The 13,270-nt window shown below is 66.6% G+C and carries 11 protein-coding genes; 6 read left to right on the top strand and 5 right to left on the bottom strand.

The features are described from left to right. Window positions 1-25 precede the first annotated feature (25 nt). Both FG323_RS06030 and FG323_RS06025 read left to right on the top strand, forming a co-directional pair. Window positions 26-907 (top strand): phosphate/phosphite/phosphonate ABC transporter substrate-binding protein, encoded by an 882-nt coding sequence (locus tag FG323_RS06030; RefSeq protein WP_141453792.1) that lies wholly within the window; start codon window positions 26-28, stop codon window positions 905-907. Then, window positions 904-3,027 (top strand): GGDEF domain-containing phosphodiesterase, encoded by a 2,124-nt coding sequence (locus tag FG323_RS06025; protein ID WP_141453619.1) that lies wholly within the window; start codon window positions 904-906, stop codon window positions 3,025-3,027. Before FG323_RS06030 ends, FG323_RS06025 begins: the two co-directional genes overlap by 4 nt. 145 nt (window positions 3,028-3,172) lie before the next feature. On the opposite strand, the gene FG323_RS06020 is transcribed toward FG323_RS06025, so the two are convergent. Both FG323_RS06020 and FG323_RS06015 read right to left on the bottom strand, forming a co-directional pair. Then, complete coding sequence (locus FG323_RS06020) at window positions 3,173-3,805, bottom strand: exopolysaccharide biosynthesis protein (protein ID WP_141453618.1); 633 nt, start codon at window positions 3,803-3,805, stop codon at window positions 3,173-3,175. Between the two features lie 4 nt (window positions 3,806-3,809). Next, window positions 3,810-5,117 (bottom strand): hemolysin family protein, encoded by a 1,308-nt coding sequence (locus tag FG323_RS06015; RefSeq protein WP_141453617.1) that lies wholly within the window; start codon window positions 5,115-5,117, stop codon window positions 3,810-3,812. Between the two features lie 256 nt (window positions 5,118-5,373). Here FG323_RS06015 and FG323_RS06010 point away from each other — a divergent pair, with 256 nt between their 5' ends. Both FG323_RS06010 and FG323_RS06005 read left to right on the top strand, forming a co-directional pair. Beyond that, on the top strand, window positions 5,374-6,000 hold the full coding sequence (locus tag FG323_RS06010; RefSeq protein WP_141453616.1) for a DUF47 family protein: 627 nt from the start codon (window positions 5,374-5,376) through the stop codon (window positions 5,998-6,000). A gap of 10 nt (window positions 6,001-6,010) precedes the next feature. Further along, window positions 6,011-7,132 carry an inorganic phosphate transporter gene (locus FG323_RS06005; RefSeq protein WP_141453615.1) on the top strand — a complete coding sequence of 374 codons (1,122 nt, stop codon included), beginning with the start codon at window positions 6,011-6,013 and terminating at the stop codon, window positions 7,130-7,132. A 97-nt stretch (window positions 7,133-7,229) separates the two neighbouring features. On the opposite strand, the gene FG323_RS06000 is transcribed toward FG323_RS06005, so the two are convergent. Next, entirely contained in the window at window positions 7,230-7,640 is a 411-nt protein-coding gene (locus FG323_RS06000) for a hypothetical protein (RefSeq protein ID WP_141453614.1), read from the bottom strand. A gap of 119 nt (window positions 7,641-7,759) precedes the next feature. Here FG323_RS06000 and FG323_RS05995 point away from each other — a divergent pair, with 119 nt between their 5' ends. Beyond that, window positions 7,760-8,098 carry an MGMT family protein gene (locus FG323_RS05995; RefSeq protein ID WP_141453613.1) on the top strand — a complete coding sequence of 113 codons (339 nt, stop codon included), beginning with the start codon at window positions 7,760-7,762 and terminating at the stop codon, window positions 8,096-8,098. Window positions 8,099-8,141: 43 nt separating this feature from the next. Next, on the top strand, window positions 8,142-8,804 hold the full coding sequence (locus FG323_RS05990) for a rhomboid family intramembrane serine protease (protein ID WP_141453612.1): 663 nt from the start codon (window positions 8,142-8,144) through the stop codon (window positions 8,802-8,804). Between the two features lie 99 nt (window positions 8,805-8,903). Here FG323_RS05990 and FG323_RS05985 read toward each other — a convergent pair whose 3' ends face one another. Next, complete coding sequence (locus tag FG323_RS05985; RefSeq protein WP_141453611.1) at window positions 8,904-10,910, bottom strand: M13 family metallopeptidase; 2,007 nt, start codon at window positions 10,908-10,910, stop codon at window positions 8,904-8,906. A gap of 149 nt (window positions 10,911-11,059) precedes the next feature. Beyond that, window positions 11,060-13,147, bottom strand: a complete 2,088-nt coding sequence (locus FG323_RS05980) for a M13-type metalloendopeptidase (RefSeq protein WP_141453610.1) — start codon at window positions 13,145-13,147, stop codon at window positions 11,060-11,062. Between the last annotated feature and the right edge of the window lie 123 nt (window positions 13,148-13,270).

Below are 13,270 nucleotides of genomic sequence, written 5' to 3'. Positions count from 1 at the left end.
CCTGACGCTGCTCGGGGCGTTCCTCCTGCCGGGTGCCGTGGCGCCGGCCGATGCCGCCGGCGGCGATGATCACGTGCTTGTCCTGGGCCGCATCAGCGACGATCCCAAGGCCCACTACGAACAGCTCAAGCCGCTGCTGGACTACGTGATCCCGCGCATGCGCGATGTCGGCATCACCGAGGGGCGCATCCTGATGGCGCGCGATACCCAGCAGATGATCAGCTACCTGCGGCGTGGCCGGGTGGACTGGGTGACCGAAACCGCCGGCACCGCGATGCGGTTGCAGGACCGTGCCGGCGCGCGGCCGCTGGCGCTGACCGAGCGTGGCGGGGTGGGGCGCTACCACGGTGTGTTCTTCGTGCGCCGAGACAGCGGCCTGGAGAGCCTGCAGGACCTGAAGGGCAAGGCGATCGCGTTCCAGAACACCGCTTCCACCAGCGCCTATTTCGCGCCGGCGGTGGAACTGCTGGATGCCGGCCAGCGGCTGGAAATCCTGCTGTCGCCGATGGACCGGCCGGCTCCTGATTCGGTCGGCTACGTGTTCGCCCGGACCGAACTGAACATCGCGGCCTGGGTCCACAAGCGGCTGGTCGACGCCGGCGTGGTGAGCAGCCTGGACTGGAACGACGTGCGCCGCATTCCGCCCTCGTTCCGCAACGATTTCCGCATCATCCACGAAACCCCCGAATACCCGCGCGCGCTGGAGATGGTGCGCGGCGACCTGGAGCCCGAGGTCGAGGCGCGCCTGCGCGAGGTGCTGCTGCAGGCCGCCGAAGATCCGCAGGCGCGCGAGGCGATGCGGTTGTTCTTCCGCACCACCGCGTTCCTGCCGGTGGATCCCGACTCGCGGCGTGCGCTGGAGCACCTGCGGCAGGGCGTGGGCCGCGTGCGCGAGCAGGTCGAATGAAGAACAACCTACGTTTTGGCCTGGAAGCGCGCTTCCTCACCGCCATGGCCATCATGCTGGCGGTGGTCATCGGCTTGCTGGCGACCCTGTTGCACCGGCAGAAGGCGATGCAGCAGGAAGTGGCGGGCGTGGCCCGCGAGGCCATGCACGGGATGGCCGAGGACAGCCTGCGGCGGCATGGCGGCGCCACCGTCGAGCAACTGGCCGACGCCCTGGCCAATCCGCTGTACTACTTCGATCTGGATACCATCGGCACGCTGGTCCGCTCCGCGCAGAAGGAGCCGGACGTCAGCTACGTGCTGGTCTACGATCCGCAGGGGCGGATCATCCACGACGGTTCCGAGGAAATCGCGGTCTACGGGCAGCAGATGAGCGACCCGCTGGCCTACGAGGCGATCAGCACGCCGGAACTGCATACCCAGTGGTCGGCGCAGATCGTCGACATCTCCGAGCCGATCATGATCGGCAACCAGCGCATCGGCGGGGTACGGGTGGGGTACTCGCTGGATTCGGTGCGCGGGCACGAGGACCGCGCCGTCGCCGCGGCGCGCACGCGCCTGGAAGAACTGGGTCATCGCCACCTGATCTGGGTGTGGGCGCTGCTGGCCGCGCTGGTGGTGGCCTGCGTGGCCATCATGGTCTACGCCCAGCGCACCCTGGTGCGTCCGATCCGGCAACTGGCCGAAGCCGCGCACGCCATCGAGGTGGGCAACTACAACGGCGAACGCCCGGTCAGCCACCGCAACGACGAGGTCGGCGAACTGGTGCGCGCGTTCAGCAGCATGAGCGACAGCATCGCCCGCCACGATCGCGACGTGCGGCGCATGGCCTACACCGACTCGCTGACCGGCCTCACCAATCGGCTGGCGTTCCGCGAGAGCCTGGATCACCGGCTGATGATGCTGCGTGGCGCCGGCCGCCAGCTGGCGCTGCTGTTCGCCGACATCGACGACTTCAAGCGGGTCAACGACACCCTCGGCCACGAGGCCGGCGACGAGGTGCTGCAGCAGTTCGCCAACCGCATCCGCGAGGCGGTCGAGCAACTGGGCGGCGACGACGCGATGCTCGCGCGCTTCGGCGGCGACGAGTTCGTCATCCTGATCCAGGACGGCGACGTGCGTTCGGTGGCGACCCGGCTGGCGGAACAGCTGGTCACCGAATTGGGCCGGCCACTGGTGATCCAGGATCGGCAGGTATTCCTGGGCACGTCGATCGGCATCACCCTGTTCCCCGAGGATGCCTCCGGCGCCACCGCGCTGATGAAGAACGGCGACATCGCCATGTACCAGGCCAAGGTCGCCGGCAAGAACTGCTACCGCTTCTACAGCCGGGCGATGGACCAGGCGGTGGAGCGGCGGGTACGGATGGAGCAGGAGCTGCGTGGCGCCTGGGAGCGCGGCGAGCTCAGCCTGCTGTACCAGCCGGTGTTCCGGCTGTCCGACAGCCGCATCGTCGGTGCCGAGGCATTGCTGCGCTGGCAGCATCCCGAGCTGGGCATGGTGGCCCCGTCGGTGTTCATCGACGTGGCCGAGCAGAGCGGCCTGATCGAAAGCATCGGCCCGCGGGTGTTGCGTGCGGCATGCACCGCGGCCGCGCGCTGGAGCGCGGACCGGGATCCGATGGATCAGCTGTTCGTGTCGGTCAATGTCTCGCCGCGGCAGCTGCGCAGCGGCGATCTGCCGGAAGTGGTGGCCGAATGCCTGCGCGAGACCGGCCTGGCGTCCTCGCGCCTGCACCTGGAACTCACCGAAACCGCCGTCATCGCCGACGAAGCGCATGCCAGTGCGTTGCTGGCGACCCTGCACCGCACCGGGGTGAAGGTCTGGCTGGACGACTTCGGCACCGGCTTCTCCGGACTGAGCCACCTGCGCCGGGTGCCGGTCGACGGCGTGAAGATCGATCGCAGCTTCATCGCCGACATGCTGCGCGATCCGGACGATCTGGCCCTGACCAGCGCGATCATCGCCATGGCCCATTCGCTGGGCATCACGGTGGTGGCCGAAGGCGTGGAGAAGGAAGGCCAGTTCAACATCCTGCGCGAACGCGGCTGCGATCTGGCCCAGGGCTATTGGCTGGGCTACCCGGTCACGGCTGCCGAGTTCGCCCAGCTCATTGCTTGAGCAACCCGAATCGATTCTCCTGTAGGAGCGACGTGAGTCGCGACCGTGCGCTTGCACCTGTCCGTATGGAACGGTATCCGGCTTTCATGGCCGAATCGGGTTGACGGTCGCGACTTGCGTCGCTCCTACAACGGGTTCCTGCGGGTCAGGAAAACCAGCGGGCGATGAACTCGGTGGTGGCGGCGACCAGGTGGCCGGACAGGAAGCCGAATACGATCACTGCCGTACCGCCCGCCACCCAGGCCACCAGCATCAACGCGCCATCACGTTCCAGCAGGGCCAGCGCGAACAGCAGCAACAGCACGCCGAACACGTAGTTGGTGAACGGAATCGGCAGGGCCAGCAGCAATCCCAGCAGTATCAGCAGCAGGCCGGTGAAGGAGAGCGCCAGCTTGTGATCAAGCACCGCGTGCAGGCGCGGGCGGATCAGTTTTTCCAGCCGCGCCAGCCAGGGCGAGAGCAGGGTGCGGAAAGTGATCAACGCACTGCGATGCGGACCACGCCGGGCGATGAAGCCGGGCAGCCACAGCCGGGAGAGGCCGACCAGCAACTGCACGCCGACCAGGATCACCAGCGGCCCGCCGATGGCGCCCCCGACGCCCGGGATGGGAATGAATGCGGGAAGCACGCCGATGAACAGCAGCAGGCCGAACGCGCTCTGGCCGAAACCGGACAGCAGATCGCCCAGTTGCAGGACCTGGTTGGGATCGCCGAGCGCGAAATCGTCCAGCAGGGCGCGGGTCCCCGCGTGGGGCGGGTGGGACGAGGTGGAATCCATGGGGTCAGGCCGCGGCGTCTTCGCCGGTTTCCTCCGGCAAGCGCTGCAGCAGCAGCTTGTCGACGCGTGCGCCGTCCAGGTCCACGACCTCGAAACGCCAGCCGTCCAACTGGAAGGATTCGCCCACGTGCGGGATGCGGCCGAAGCGTTCGATCACCAGGCCGGCGATGGTGTTGTACTCGTCATCGTCGGGCAGGGTCACGCCGCCCAGCAGTTCGCGCAGATCGTCGTTGGGCAGCGAGCCGTCCACCAGCAGCGAACCGTCGTCGCGCACGACCACCAGCGCGGCGTCCTCGTTGTTCTCCGCGGACTGCAGGCGTCCGACCACCGCGCCCATCAGGTCGCTGATGGTCACCAGGCCCTGGATTTCGCCGTACTCGTCCACCACCAGCGCCAGTGACTGCTGTTCCTCGCGGAAGATCTCCAGCAGCTTCATCGCATGGGTGGATTCGGACACGAACAGCGGCTCGCGCAGGTTGCGGAAAATCTCCGGCGACTTGTCGGCGAAGCGATCCAGCAGCGACTTGACCTCCAGCACGCCGACCACGTCCTGGTCGCCGGCCCGGTAGACCGGAAAGCGCGAGAACTGGGATTCGCGCATGACCTCGAGGTTTTCCTGGTAGTCGGCGGCGGTATCCAGCCAGACGATCTTCTTGCGCGGGGTCATCAGGCTGTCGGCGGTGCGATCGCCCAGGCGCATGACCCGGTTCATCATGTTGCGCTCGTCGACGTCGATCACGCCCTGCTCGTGGCTCTCGGTCACCAGCAGGCGGATTTCCTCCTCGGTGACCGCGCCGCGGTTGTCGTCGCGGATGCCGAGCAGGCGCAGCACGGCGCGGTTGATCGCACCCAGCACGAACACCACCGGACGGGCGATGCGCGACAGCCAGTCCAGCGGGATGGCGACCATCGCTGCGATGGCCTCGGCATTGGTCAGCGCCAGCCGCTTGGGAATCAGTTCGCCGAAGATGACCGAGCCGGCGGTGATCAGGGTGACCGCGGTGCCGATGCCGATCGGGCGGGCGTACTGCTGGATGCCCGGCACCAGTTCGGCCAGCCAGCCGGCGATGATCGCGCCGATGGCGTCGCCGCCGAACACGCCCGCCAGGATGCCGATCAGGGTGATGCCGATCTGGACCGTGGACAGCAGGTTGTCCGGATGCTCGGCCAGGTGCAGGGCTACGCGGGCGCCACGGCTTTCCTGGGCCATCTGCTTCAGCTTGAGCTTGCGCGAGGTCATCAGGGCCATCTCCGACAGGGCGAAGAAGGCGTTCAGGATGATCAGGGCGACGACGATCAGCAGTTCAAGCACGGCGGCCCTCCGTCATGGCCGGAGAGGGCGCCGCCGGGGATGCGTATCGCGGGCGACAGTGCGAGGGGGAGGTAGGGTCGTCTTCCATAGGGTGCACCCCTAGGGTGCCGGCGGAGTGTACCAAACCTGGGCCGGCGGGCTCGTGGCGGGGACCGGAAGGGGCGTCCGGATGCCGGGGGGCGTCGCCAGGATGGTCACTAAACAGTCATAATTCCGCCCCTAAAGCCGTCCGCCCCGTGACGGCGGGATTCCCCCGATGTTCTCGCTGCAGACCATTTTCGGCTCCGGCCAGCAGTTCTACACCCTGCTCGAGGAGGCCGCCGAGGCCGCCCTGGACAGCGCCAAGGCCCTTCACGCCATGATGAAGGAAAGCGACCGCCAGCCGGCGCTGGACGCCTTCAAGCTGGCCCGCCTGCGTGAGCGCGCGACCTCGGACAAGATCAGCCAGGCCCTGGTGGACAGCTTCATCACCCCGATCGAGCGCGAGGACATCGAGGCGCTGGGCTCGGCCCTGTACAAGATTCCCAAGCAGATCGAGAAGTTCGCCGATCGCTATTCGCTGGCCCTGCAGCACCTGGAAGGCATCGACTTCGCGCCGCGCGCGGCGATGCTGGAACAGGCCGCCGCGGTGGTGTTGGAGATGGTCCACGAATTGAAGAAGATGAACATCGATCGCATGACCGCGCTCAACGAGAAGCTGCGCGCGATCGAGAACGAGGCCGACCGGCTGATGCTGGAGCTTTACCGCGACATCTATTCCGGCCGCCTGGACCACCTGCAGATGTTCCTGCTCAAGGAGTTCTTCGAGATCCTGGAAAAGGCCATCGACCGCTGCCGCGAGGCCGGCGTGGTCGCCTACCAGATCGTGCTGAAGAACAGCTGAGGACCGCCCCATGCTGACCCTGGTCCTGGTGGTGATCCTGGCCGCGCTCGTGTTCGAGTTCATCAATGGCTTCCACGACACCGCCAATTCCATCGCCACCGTGGTCGCCACCAAGGTGCTCTCGCCCGGACAGGCGGTGATGCTGGCGGCAATCATGAACCTGGTGGGCGCGTTGACCGGCACCGCGGTCGCCAAGACGATTGCCTCCGGCCTGATCGACACCGGCGTGGTCGAGGTCACCTCGCAGGTAATCCTGTGCGCGCTGCTGGGCGGCATCGTCTGGAACCTCATCACCTGGTGGAAGGGCCTGCCGTCCTCCTCCTCGCATGCGCTGATCGGCGGCCTGTGCGGCGCCGCGCTGGCCGCGGCCCACAACGACTGGGGCGCGCTGATCTGGTCCGAAGCGGTCGGCGACTGGACCAAGAACAAGGGCATCCTGTGGAAGGTGGTGGTGCCGATGATCAGCTCGCCGATCGCCGGCTTCCTGCTGGGCATCGGCGTGATGCTGCTGCTGTGGGGCCTGATCGCGCTGCTCTCGCGGGCGACGGGCTGGCTGCGCCGGCTGGCGCGTCCGAACTTCGTCAACAAGTTCTTCGGCAAGGCGCAGATCCTGTCGGCCGCCTACATGGGCTACGCGCACGGCCACAACGACGCGCAGAAGACCATGGGCATCATCGCGCTGACCCTGTTCGGTGCCGAGGCCACGGGTGCGCTGAACGACCTGCCGGCCTGGCTGGCGTTCCTGCACCCGGGCAGCGCCGGCGAGCAGGACATCGCGACCTGGATCGTGTTGACCTGCGCCGTGGTGATGGCGCTGGGCACCGCCTCGGGTGGCTGGAAGATCATCAAGACGCTCGGCCACAAGATGGTCAAGCTGCATCCGATCAACGGCTTCGCCGCGGAAACCAGCTCGGCCACCATCCTGACCGTGGCCGCGCATTTCGGCATGCCGGTCTCCACCACCCACAGCATCTCCACGGCGATCATGGGCGTGGGCTTCGCCAAGAACCCGCGCGCGCTGAAATTCAGCGTGGTCGAGCGGATCATCTGGGCCTGGATCCTGACCATCCCCGCTGCCGGCGGTATCGCTTATGGCCTGCTGAAGTTGTTGCAGGCGCTGGGCTGGGCTTGATACGGGAATAGGGAATGGAGAATCGGGAATCGTAAAGGCGCGGCTGACACAGCTTTTGCTTTGACGATTCCCTACTCCCAATTCTCGATTCCCGCCCTCAGAGCAAGTCCCCTTCGGCGGAAAGCGCGCGTTCCATGCGATCGCCCAGGCCGCCGATTTCCAGTACCAGGCGATCGACTTCGGCCGGGGTGAGGCCGTCGTAGGGGCGGTTTTCGCACAGTTGCAGGTAGGGCACGCCGTCGAGTTCGCCGATGGCCAGGTAGCCGACGCTGCTGTGCCAGTTGAAGCCGAGCGCGCGGCGGGCGTCGACGCCGGTGATCGGCGCGATGACCGTGCTGACCCGCAGGTAGCTGCGCTCGTCGTCGTTGCTGAGTTCGGACAGGAAGATGGCCTGGTGCCGGCTGCCGCTGTCCAGCGAGAGCTCCACGCAGGCCACATAGGGCTCCTGGACCGACACCCGGTAGCCGGAAGTGGTCAGGTGGCTGCGGATCTGTTCGAAATTCTTCATGGCGTGGCGGACTCGGGAAATTCCAGAACCGTATGGTAGGCCGGTTTGCGGTGGCCGGGGTAGCCAGCGGGCGGGGCAGGCGCCACACTTCCGGCATCCATCGAACGGAACGACCCTCCATGGCGGAAGCCACGCCGGAAGCGAAGATCCTCGCGGCCATCCGCGCGATTCCGCGCGGCCAGGTGGCCGGATATGGCGAGGTCGCGCGTCGTGCGGGGTTGCCGGGCCGGGCGCGGCTGGTGGCGCGCATCCTCAGCAACAACGACGACGTGCGGCTGCCCTGGCACCGGGTCCTGCGATCGGATGGGCGTATCGCTTTTCCAGAAGGCTCGAAGGGCTACCGCGAACAGAGCCAGCGGTTGCGCGCCGAAGGCGTGCGGGTGGAGCAGGGACGGGTACGCGGGGTGAAAGCTGCACGCACGCTGGACGAGGCGCTGTGGGGGCCGCCGGGCGGCTGAAACCCAGCGGTTATCATGGGGCCGTTCCCGAAGGATGCGAGCCATGTTCCCTCCCGTGCTGCCGGTTACCCGCGCGCTGCTGATCGCCAATGTGGTGGTGTTTCTGTTCCAACAGGTTCTGGGGGCGGCGGTCACCGATTTGTTTGTCCAGTGGCCCATCGATTTCACGGGTGTGGGCCCCCGTGACGGTGGTTTCATGCTGTGGCAACTGCTCACCAGCGGCTTCATGCATGGCAGCCCCGGCCATCTGTTCTTCAACATGCTGGCGCTGTGGATGTTCGGCTCGCCGCTGGAAGCCACCTGGGGCGAGAAACGCTTCACCACCTATTACTTCGTCTGCCTGATCGGCGCCAACCTGTGCCAGTTGCTGGTGAGTTCGTGGGTGCTGGCCAGCGGTGGTCCCAACATCTATTCAATGGGCGCTTCCGGCGCCGTGTTCGGGGTGTTGCTGGGTTACGGCATGCTGTTCCCGAACCAGCGCATGATCGTGTTTCCGATTCCGATGGAGATTCGCGCCCGCACGCTGGTGATCATCTATGGTGCTTTGGCACTGTTCTTTGGAATCACCGGAACGAAAGCCGGTATAGGTCATTTCGCCCACCTCGGCGGCATGATTTTTGGCTGGCTGATGATCCGCTACTGGCGTGGGCAGCCGCCGTTCGGCAAGCGCCGGCCGCCGGGGCCGAGGATGCGGATCGTCAAGTAATCGATCCGAACGGACGGCACTCCTCCCGGGGAGGAAGCCGCACAAAGAAAAACGGCGCGTTTCCGCGCCGTTTTTTGTTTGCTTTTCCGGCCTGCCGTTTCAGCGCCATTCGCCGATCAGATCCACGTCCTTGCGCTGCATCGGCTGGCCCGGCTTGCAGCTGAAGGCCTGGCCGAAGGTTGCCTGGTTAGACAGCGGCGCGTTGGTGCGCCACAGGCCTGGCGCGCGCACGTCGGTGGCGGCGCGCTGGGCGGCCTCGACGGCATCCATGCGCTGCGCCCACAACTGCGCCCAGGCGGTGTAGAACGACTGCTTGGCGGGGACGGCGGCCTGCGGCTCGGCGGTGATGAAGGCATCCCATGCCAGTTCGACACCGGCCAGGTCGGCCAATGCCTCGTCCTGGACCAGCTTGCCATTGACCTTGACGTTCTTCAGTTCGGGGTAGGCGAAGGCGTCGTACTGCGCCGCGATCTTCGCGCCGATGGCGTTCCAGGCGGTCAGATCAGGGGCGGTCCACCAGTCGCGCAGTTCGCCCTTGGCGTCGACCATGCGGCCCTTGTTGTCGAAGCCGCGGCTGAGCTCGTGTCCCACCAGCGCGCCGTAGGCGCCGTACTGGCCGGCGGCATCGCGCTGCGGATCGAACACCGGCGGCTGCAGCACCGCGGCGGTGACGATCAGGCGGTTCTGGGCCAGGTCGTAGGCCAGCGCCGGTTGCTGCGGCAATACATCCCAACGGCGATCCGCGTTGCCCTTGCCGATCCGCTTCATTTCCTCGCGGTGGCGCCAGGTAGAGGCGATCAGCATGTTGCCGCCGAAGCTGCCGCGACCCATCGGCTGCACGCTGTAGTCGACGTCGCGGTGCGGCGTGCCGACCTCGATCTTGAGCTTGCCCAGCTTGGCCTTGGCCTCGCTCTTGGCGCCATCGTTCAGCCAGGCCGCCCGTTCGATGGCGCGGCCCAGCGCGTCACGCACCTGGGCGGCGATCGCCTCGGCCTGCTGGTCGCTGGCCTTGGGCAGGTAGCGTTCGGCGTATTCCTTGCCCAGCATCGGGCCCGCGGCGAGGTTGATGGCGTCCAGCACCTGTTGCCAGCGGGCCGGCGGGGTGGTTTCGCCGCGCAGGACCTTGCCGCGGAACTCGAAATCGGCGTCGCGGAACGACTTGGCCAGGTACGGGGCCATCGCATCGCCCACGCGCCAGCGCAGGTAGGCCTTCCACTGGTCGGGCTTGAGGCTGGCGACCAATGCGTCGATCTGCTTGAACAGCGCCGGATCGGCGATCGACACGGTGTCGTCGTTGACGCCCTGGGCCTTGAGGAAGGCGTCGATCTGCAGGTTGCGGTATTGCTTGCCCAGTTCCTTGGTGGTGACCGGAGCGAAGTTGGACAGCGGATTGCGCAGGTCCAGCAGCGGTTTGGAAACCTGGGCCAGGCGGGTTTCCAGATCCAGCACCGCCTGCGTGTCCGCGTCCAGGCGATTCTGCGCGGTGCCGGTGAGGGCGAGGATCTGCTTCACGTAGGCGCGATAGCGATCCATCACCTGCTTGGTGTCGGCGTCATTGCGGGTGTAGTACGCCGGATCCGGCAAGCCCAGGCCACCCTGCATGAAGTAGCCGATATGGCGATCCAGCGCGCGCAGATCGACGTCGGGGCTGAAGTTGAAGGCAACCGGGATGCCGACCTGGTGCAGGGCCGCGATCGCCGGGGCGACGTCCTTCGCCTTCTTGATGGCGTTGATGCGATCCAGCAGCGGTGCAATCGGTTTGGCGCCGTCGGCTTCCACCGCCGCCTCGTCCAGGCCGCTGGCCCAGAAGTCGCCCAGCAGCTTTTGCACGTGGCCCTGCGGCGACTGCATCGCCGCCTGCAGCAGGTCGCGCTGCTGCTGTTCGGCGCGCTCGCGCAGCTGGCCCAGCGCGCTCGTGCCCGGCGTGGTGTTGGCCTTCAGCCAGTCGGCGTTGGCGTGCGAATAGAAGTCGCTGCAGGCGGGACTGACGGCGGGAGCGCGCGGCGCTTTCTTCTTGGCGGCTTCGGCCTGCGGGATGCCCAGCGCGGCGACCAGGGCGAAGGCGAGCAGGGAGGGGTGGCCAAGGGCGGCGCGGGTCTTCGACATCAGGGAATCCGGGGTGTTGGAGTTGGCGGATTCTAGCAAGCAGGGCTGGCACTCCCTGAACGCGGCGCACACTTCCAGGGCTGGTCCGGAAACGAGGAAGGCCCGGGAATTCCCGGGCCTTCGAAGGGTGTTTCCGAACGTAGTCCGGATTACCAGATCACCACCTGCTTGTCGCCGTCGCGGACCATGGCGTCGCCGGCCTTGCACTGGAACGCCGCGGCGAACGCCGGCAGGTTGGACGGAGCGCCGATGGCGCGGAAGTTGGCCGGCGCGTGCGGGTCGGTCTTCAGGCGCACGGTCAGCTCTTCCGGGGTGAAATTGCGACGCCACACCGTGGCCCAGTTCAGGAAGAAGCGCTGGTCGCGGGTCAGTCCGTCGGTCTTCGGATCCGGGGTGGCCTCGGTGGCCTTCTTCATCGCCTCGTACGCGGTCGCCAGGCCGCCCAGGTCGGCGATGTTCTCGCCCAGGGTCAGGCTGCCGTTGACCTTGCCGCCGCCTTCGGTGGTGTAGCCGTTGAACTGGTTGACCAGCTTGCCGGTGAGGCCGGAGAACGCCTTGGCGTCGCCGTCGGTCCACCACACTTCCATGTTGCCGGTCGGTCCGAAGCGCGAGCCTTGGTCGTCGTAGCCGTGGATCATTTCATGGCCAATCACCGCGCCGATGCCGCCGTAGTTCATTTCATCCGAGGCGTTGGGATCGAAGAACGGCGGCTGCAGGATGGCGGCCGGGAACACGATCTCGTTCTGCAGCGGGTTGTAGTAGGCGTTGACCATCTGCGGCGGCATGCCCCATTCGGTCTTGTCCACGGGCTTGCCGATCTTGCCGAGGTTCCACTTGTAGTTGAACTCCTGCGCGGCCAGCACGTTGCCGATGTAGCTGTCGCGGCTGGTGGCCAGGCCGGTCCACTCGCGCCACTTGTCGGGGTAGCCGATCTTCGGGGTGAAGGTTTCCCACTTGGCGATGGCCTTCTGCTTGGTCTCCGCGCTCATCCACGGCAGGTTTTCCAGGCGGGTCTTCAGCGCGGTGCGGAGGTTGCCGACCAGGGTTTCCATCTTGGCCTTGGACTCGGCCGGGAAGGCGACCTTCACGTACATCTGGCCCAGTGCTTCGCCGGCCTCGCCTTCCACGGTGTCGAGCACGCGCTTCCAGCGCGGCTTGATTTCCTTCTGCCCGCGCAGGGTCTTGGCGTAGAAGTTGAAGTTCTCGTTGACGAAGGCCTCGCTCAGGTACGGCGAGGCGCCGTCGACCGTATGGAAGCGCAAGTAGGCGCGCCAGATCGCCGGGTCGGTGTCGCCCAGCATCTTGCTGACTTCCTGGTGGAAGCCCGGCATCGCCAGCGAGAACTTGTCCGCCTTCACGCCCTGCGATTCGAAGAACCGGGTCCAGGAGAAGTTCGGGGTCAGCTTGTCGGCGTCGGCCAGGGTGACCGGGTTGTAGTACAGCGAGACGTCGCGCGAGAGTTCCTCGCTGGTCTTGGATGCTTTCGCCAGGCGGGTTTCGAACGCGACCACGTCCTTGGCCTGCTTGGCGGCGTCAGCGACGGCCACGCCCGACAGTTCCAGCACCTTGGCGATGTGGGCCTCGTAGGCCTGCAGCTTTTCCTTGTTCTCGGCCTTGGTGTAGTACTCCGGATCCGGCAGGCCCAGGCCGCCCTGCGAGGCGTAGGCCATCACCATCGAGGAATCCTTGAAATCGGCCTCGCCGCCGAAGCCGAACAGGAAGTTGCGGCCCTTGGCGGCGTTGGCGCTCAGGTACTCGACGACGGCTTCCTTGCTGGACAGCCCGTCGATCGCGCTCAGGTCGGCCTTGATCGGCTCGATGCCCTGGGCGTTGACCTTGGCCTCGTCCATGCCGGTGGCCCACAGATCGCCGACGATCTTCTCGACACCGGTGGCGCTGGCGTGCGCGGCGGCCTGCTCGGCCAACTGGCGCTGCACGGCGGTGGAGCGCTCATCCAGCATTTCGAACGCGCCCCAGCTGGTGCGATCACCCGGGATGGTGTTGGCGGCCAGCCACTTGCCGTTGGCGTAGCCGGTGAAATCGGCGCAGGCGTTCTTGCTGGTGTCCAGATCGGCGATCTGGAAGCGGTTCACCGGTGGCAGCTTGCTCTCGTCCAGCTTCAGCTGCAGTTCGCCGCTGTCGACGCTGGCCTTGGCGGCGGCGTCGGGGGAAGCGGCTTCGTTGGGCTTGGAGCAGCCGGCGAGGGCCGCGGTGACGGCCAGGGACAAGAGAAGCATCTGCGGTTTACGGAAGGTCACTTTCAACTCCGGCCCGGGAGGGCGTTGGGATAGGTCTGTCCAGACGGACGTGCGCGGACTCTACTCCCCGTCCGGAAAGGCGGGGGGTGTCGAAGGTCATGG

This window comes from Pseudoxanthomonas sp. z9 (assembly GCF_006542425.1).
GTDB lineage: Bacteria > Pseudomonadota > Gammaproteobacteria > Xanthomonadales > Xanthomonadaceae > Pseudoxanthomonas_A.
Note: the sequence above shows the minus strand (reverse complement) of the source record. Positions and strands in the feature narration are given on the sequence as shown.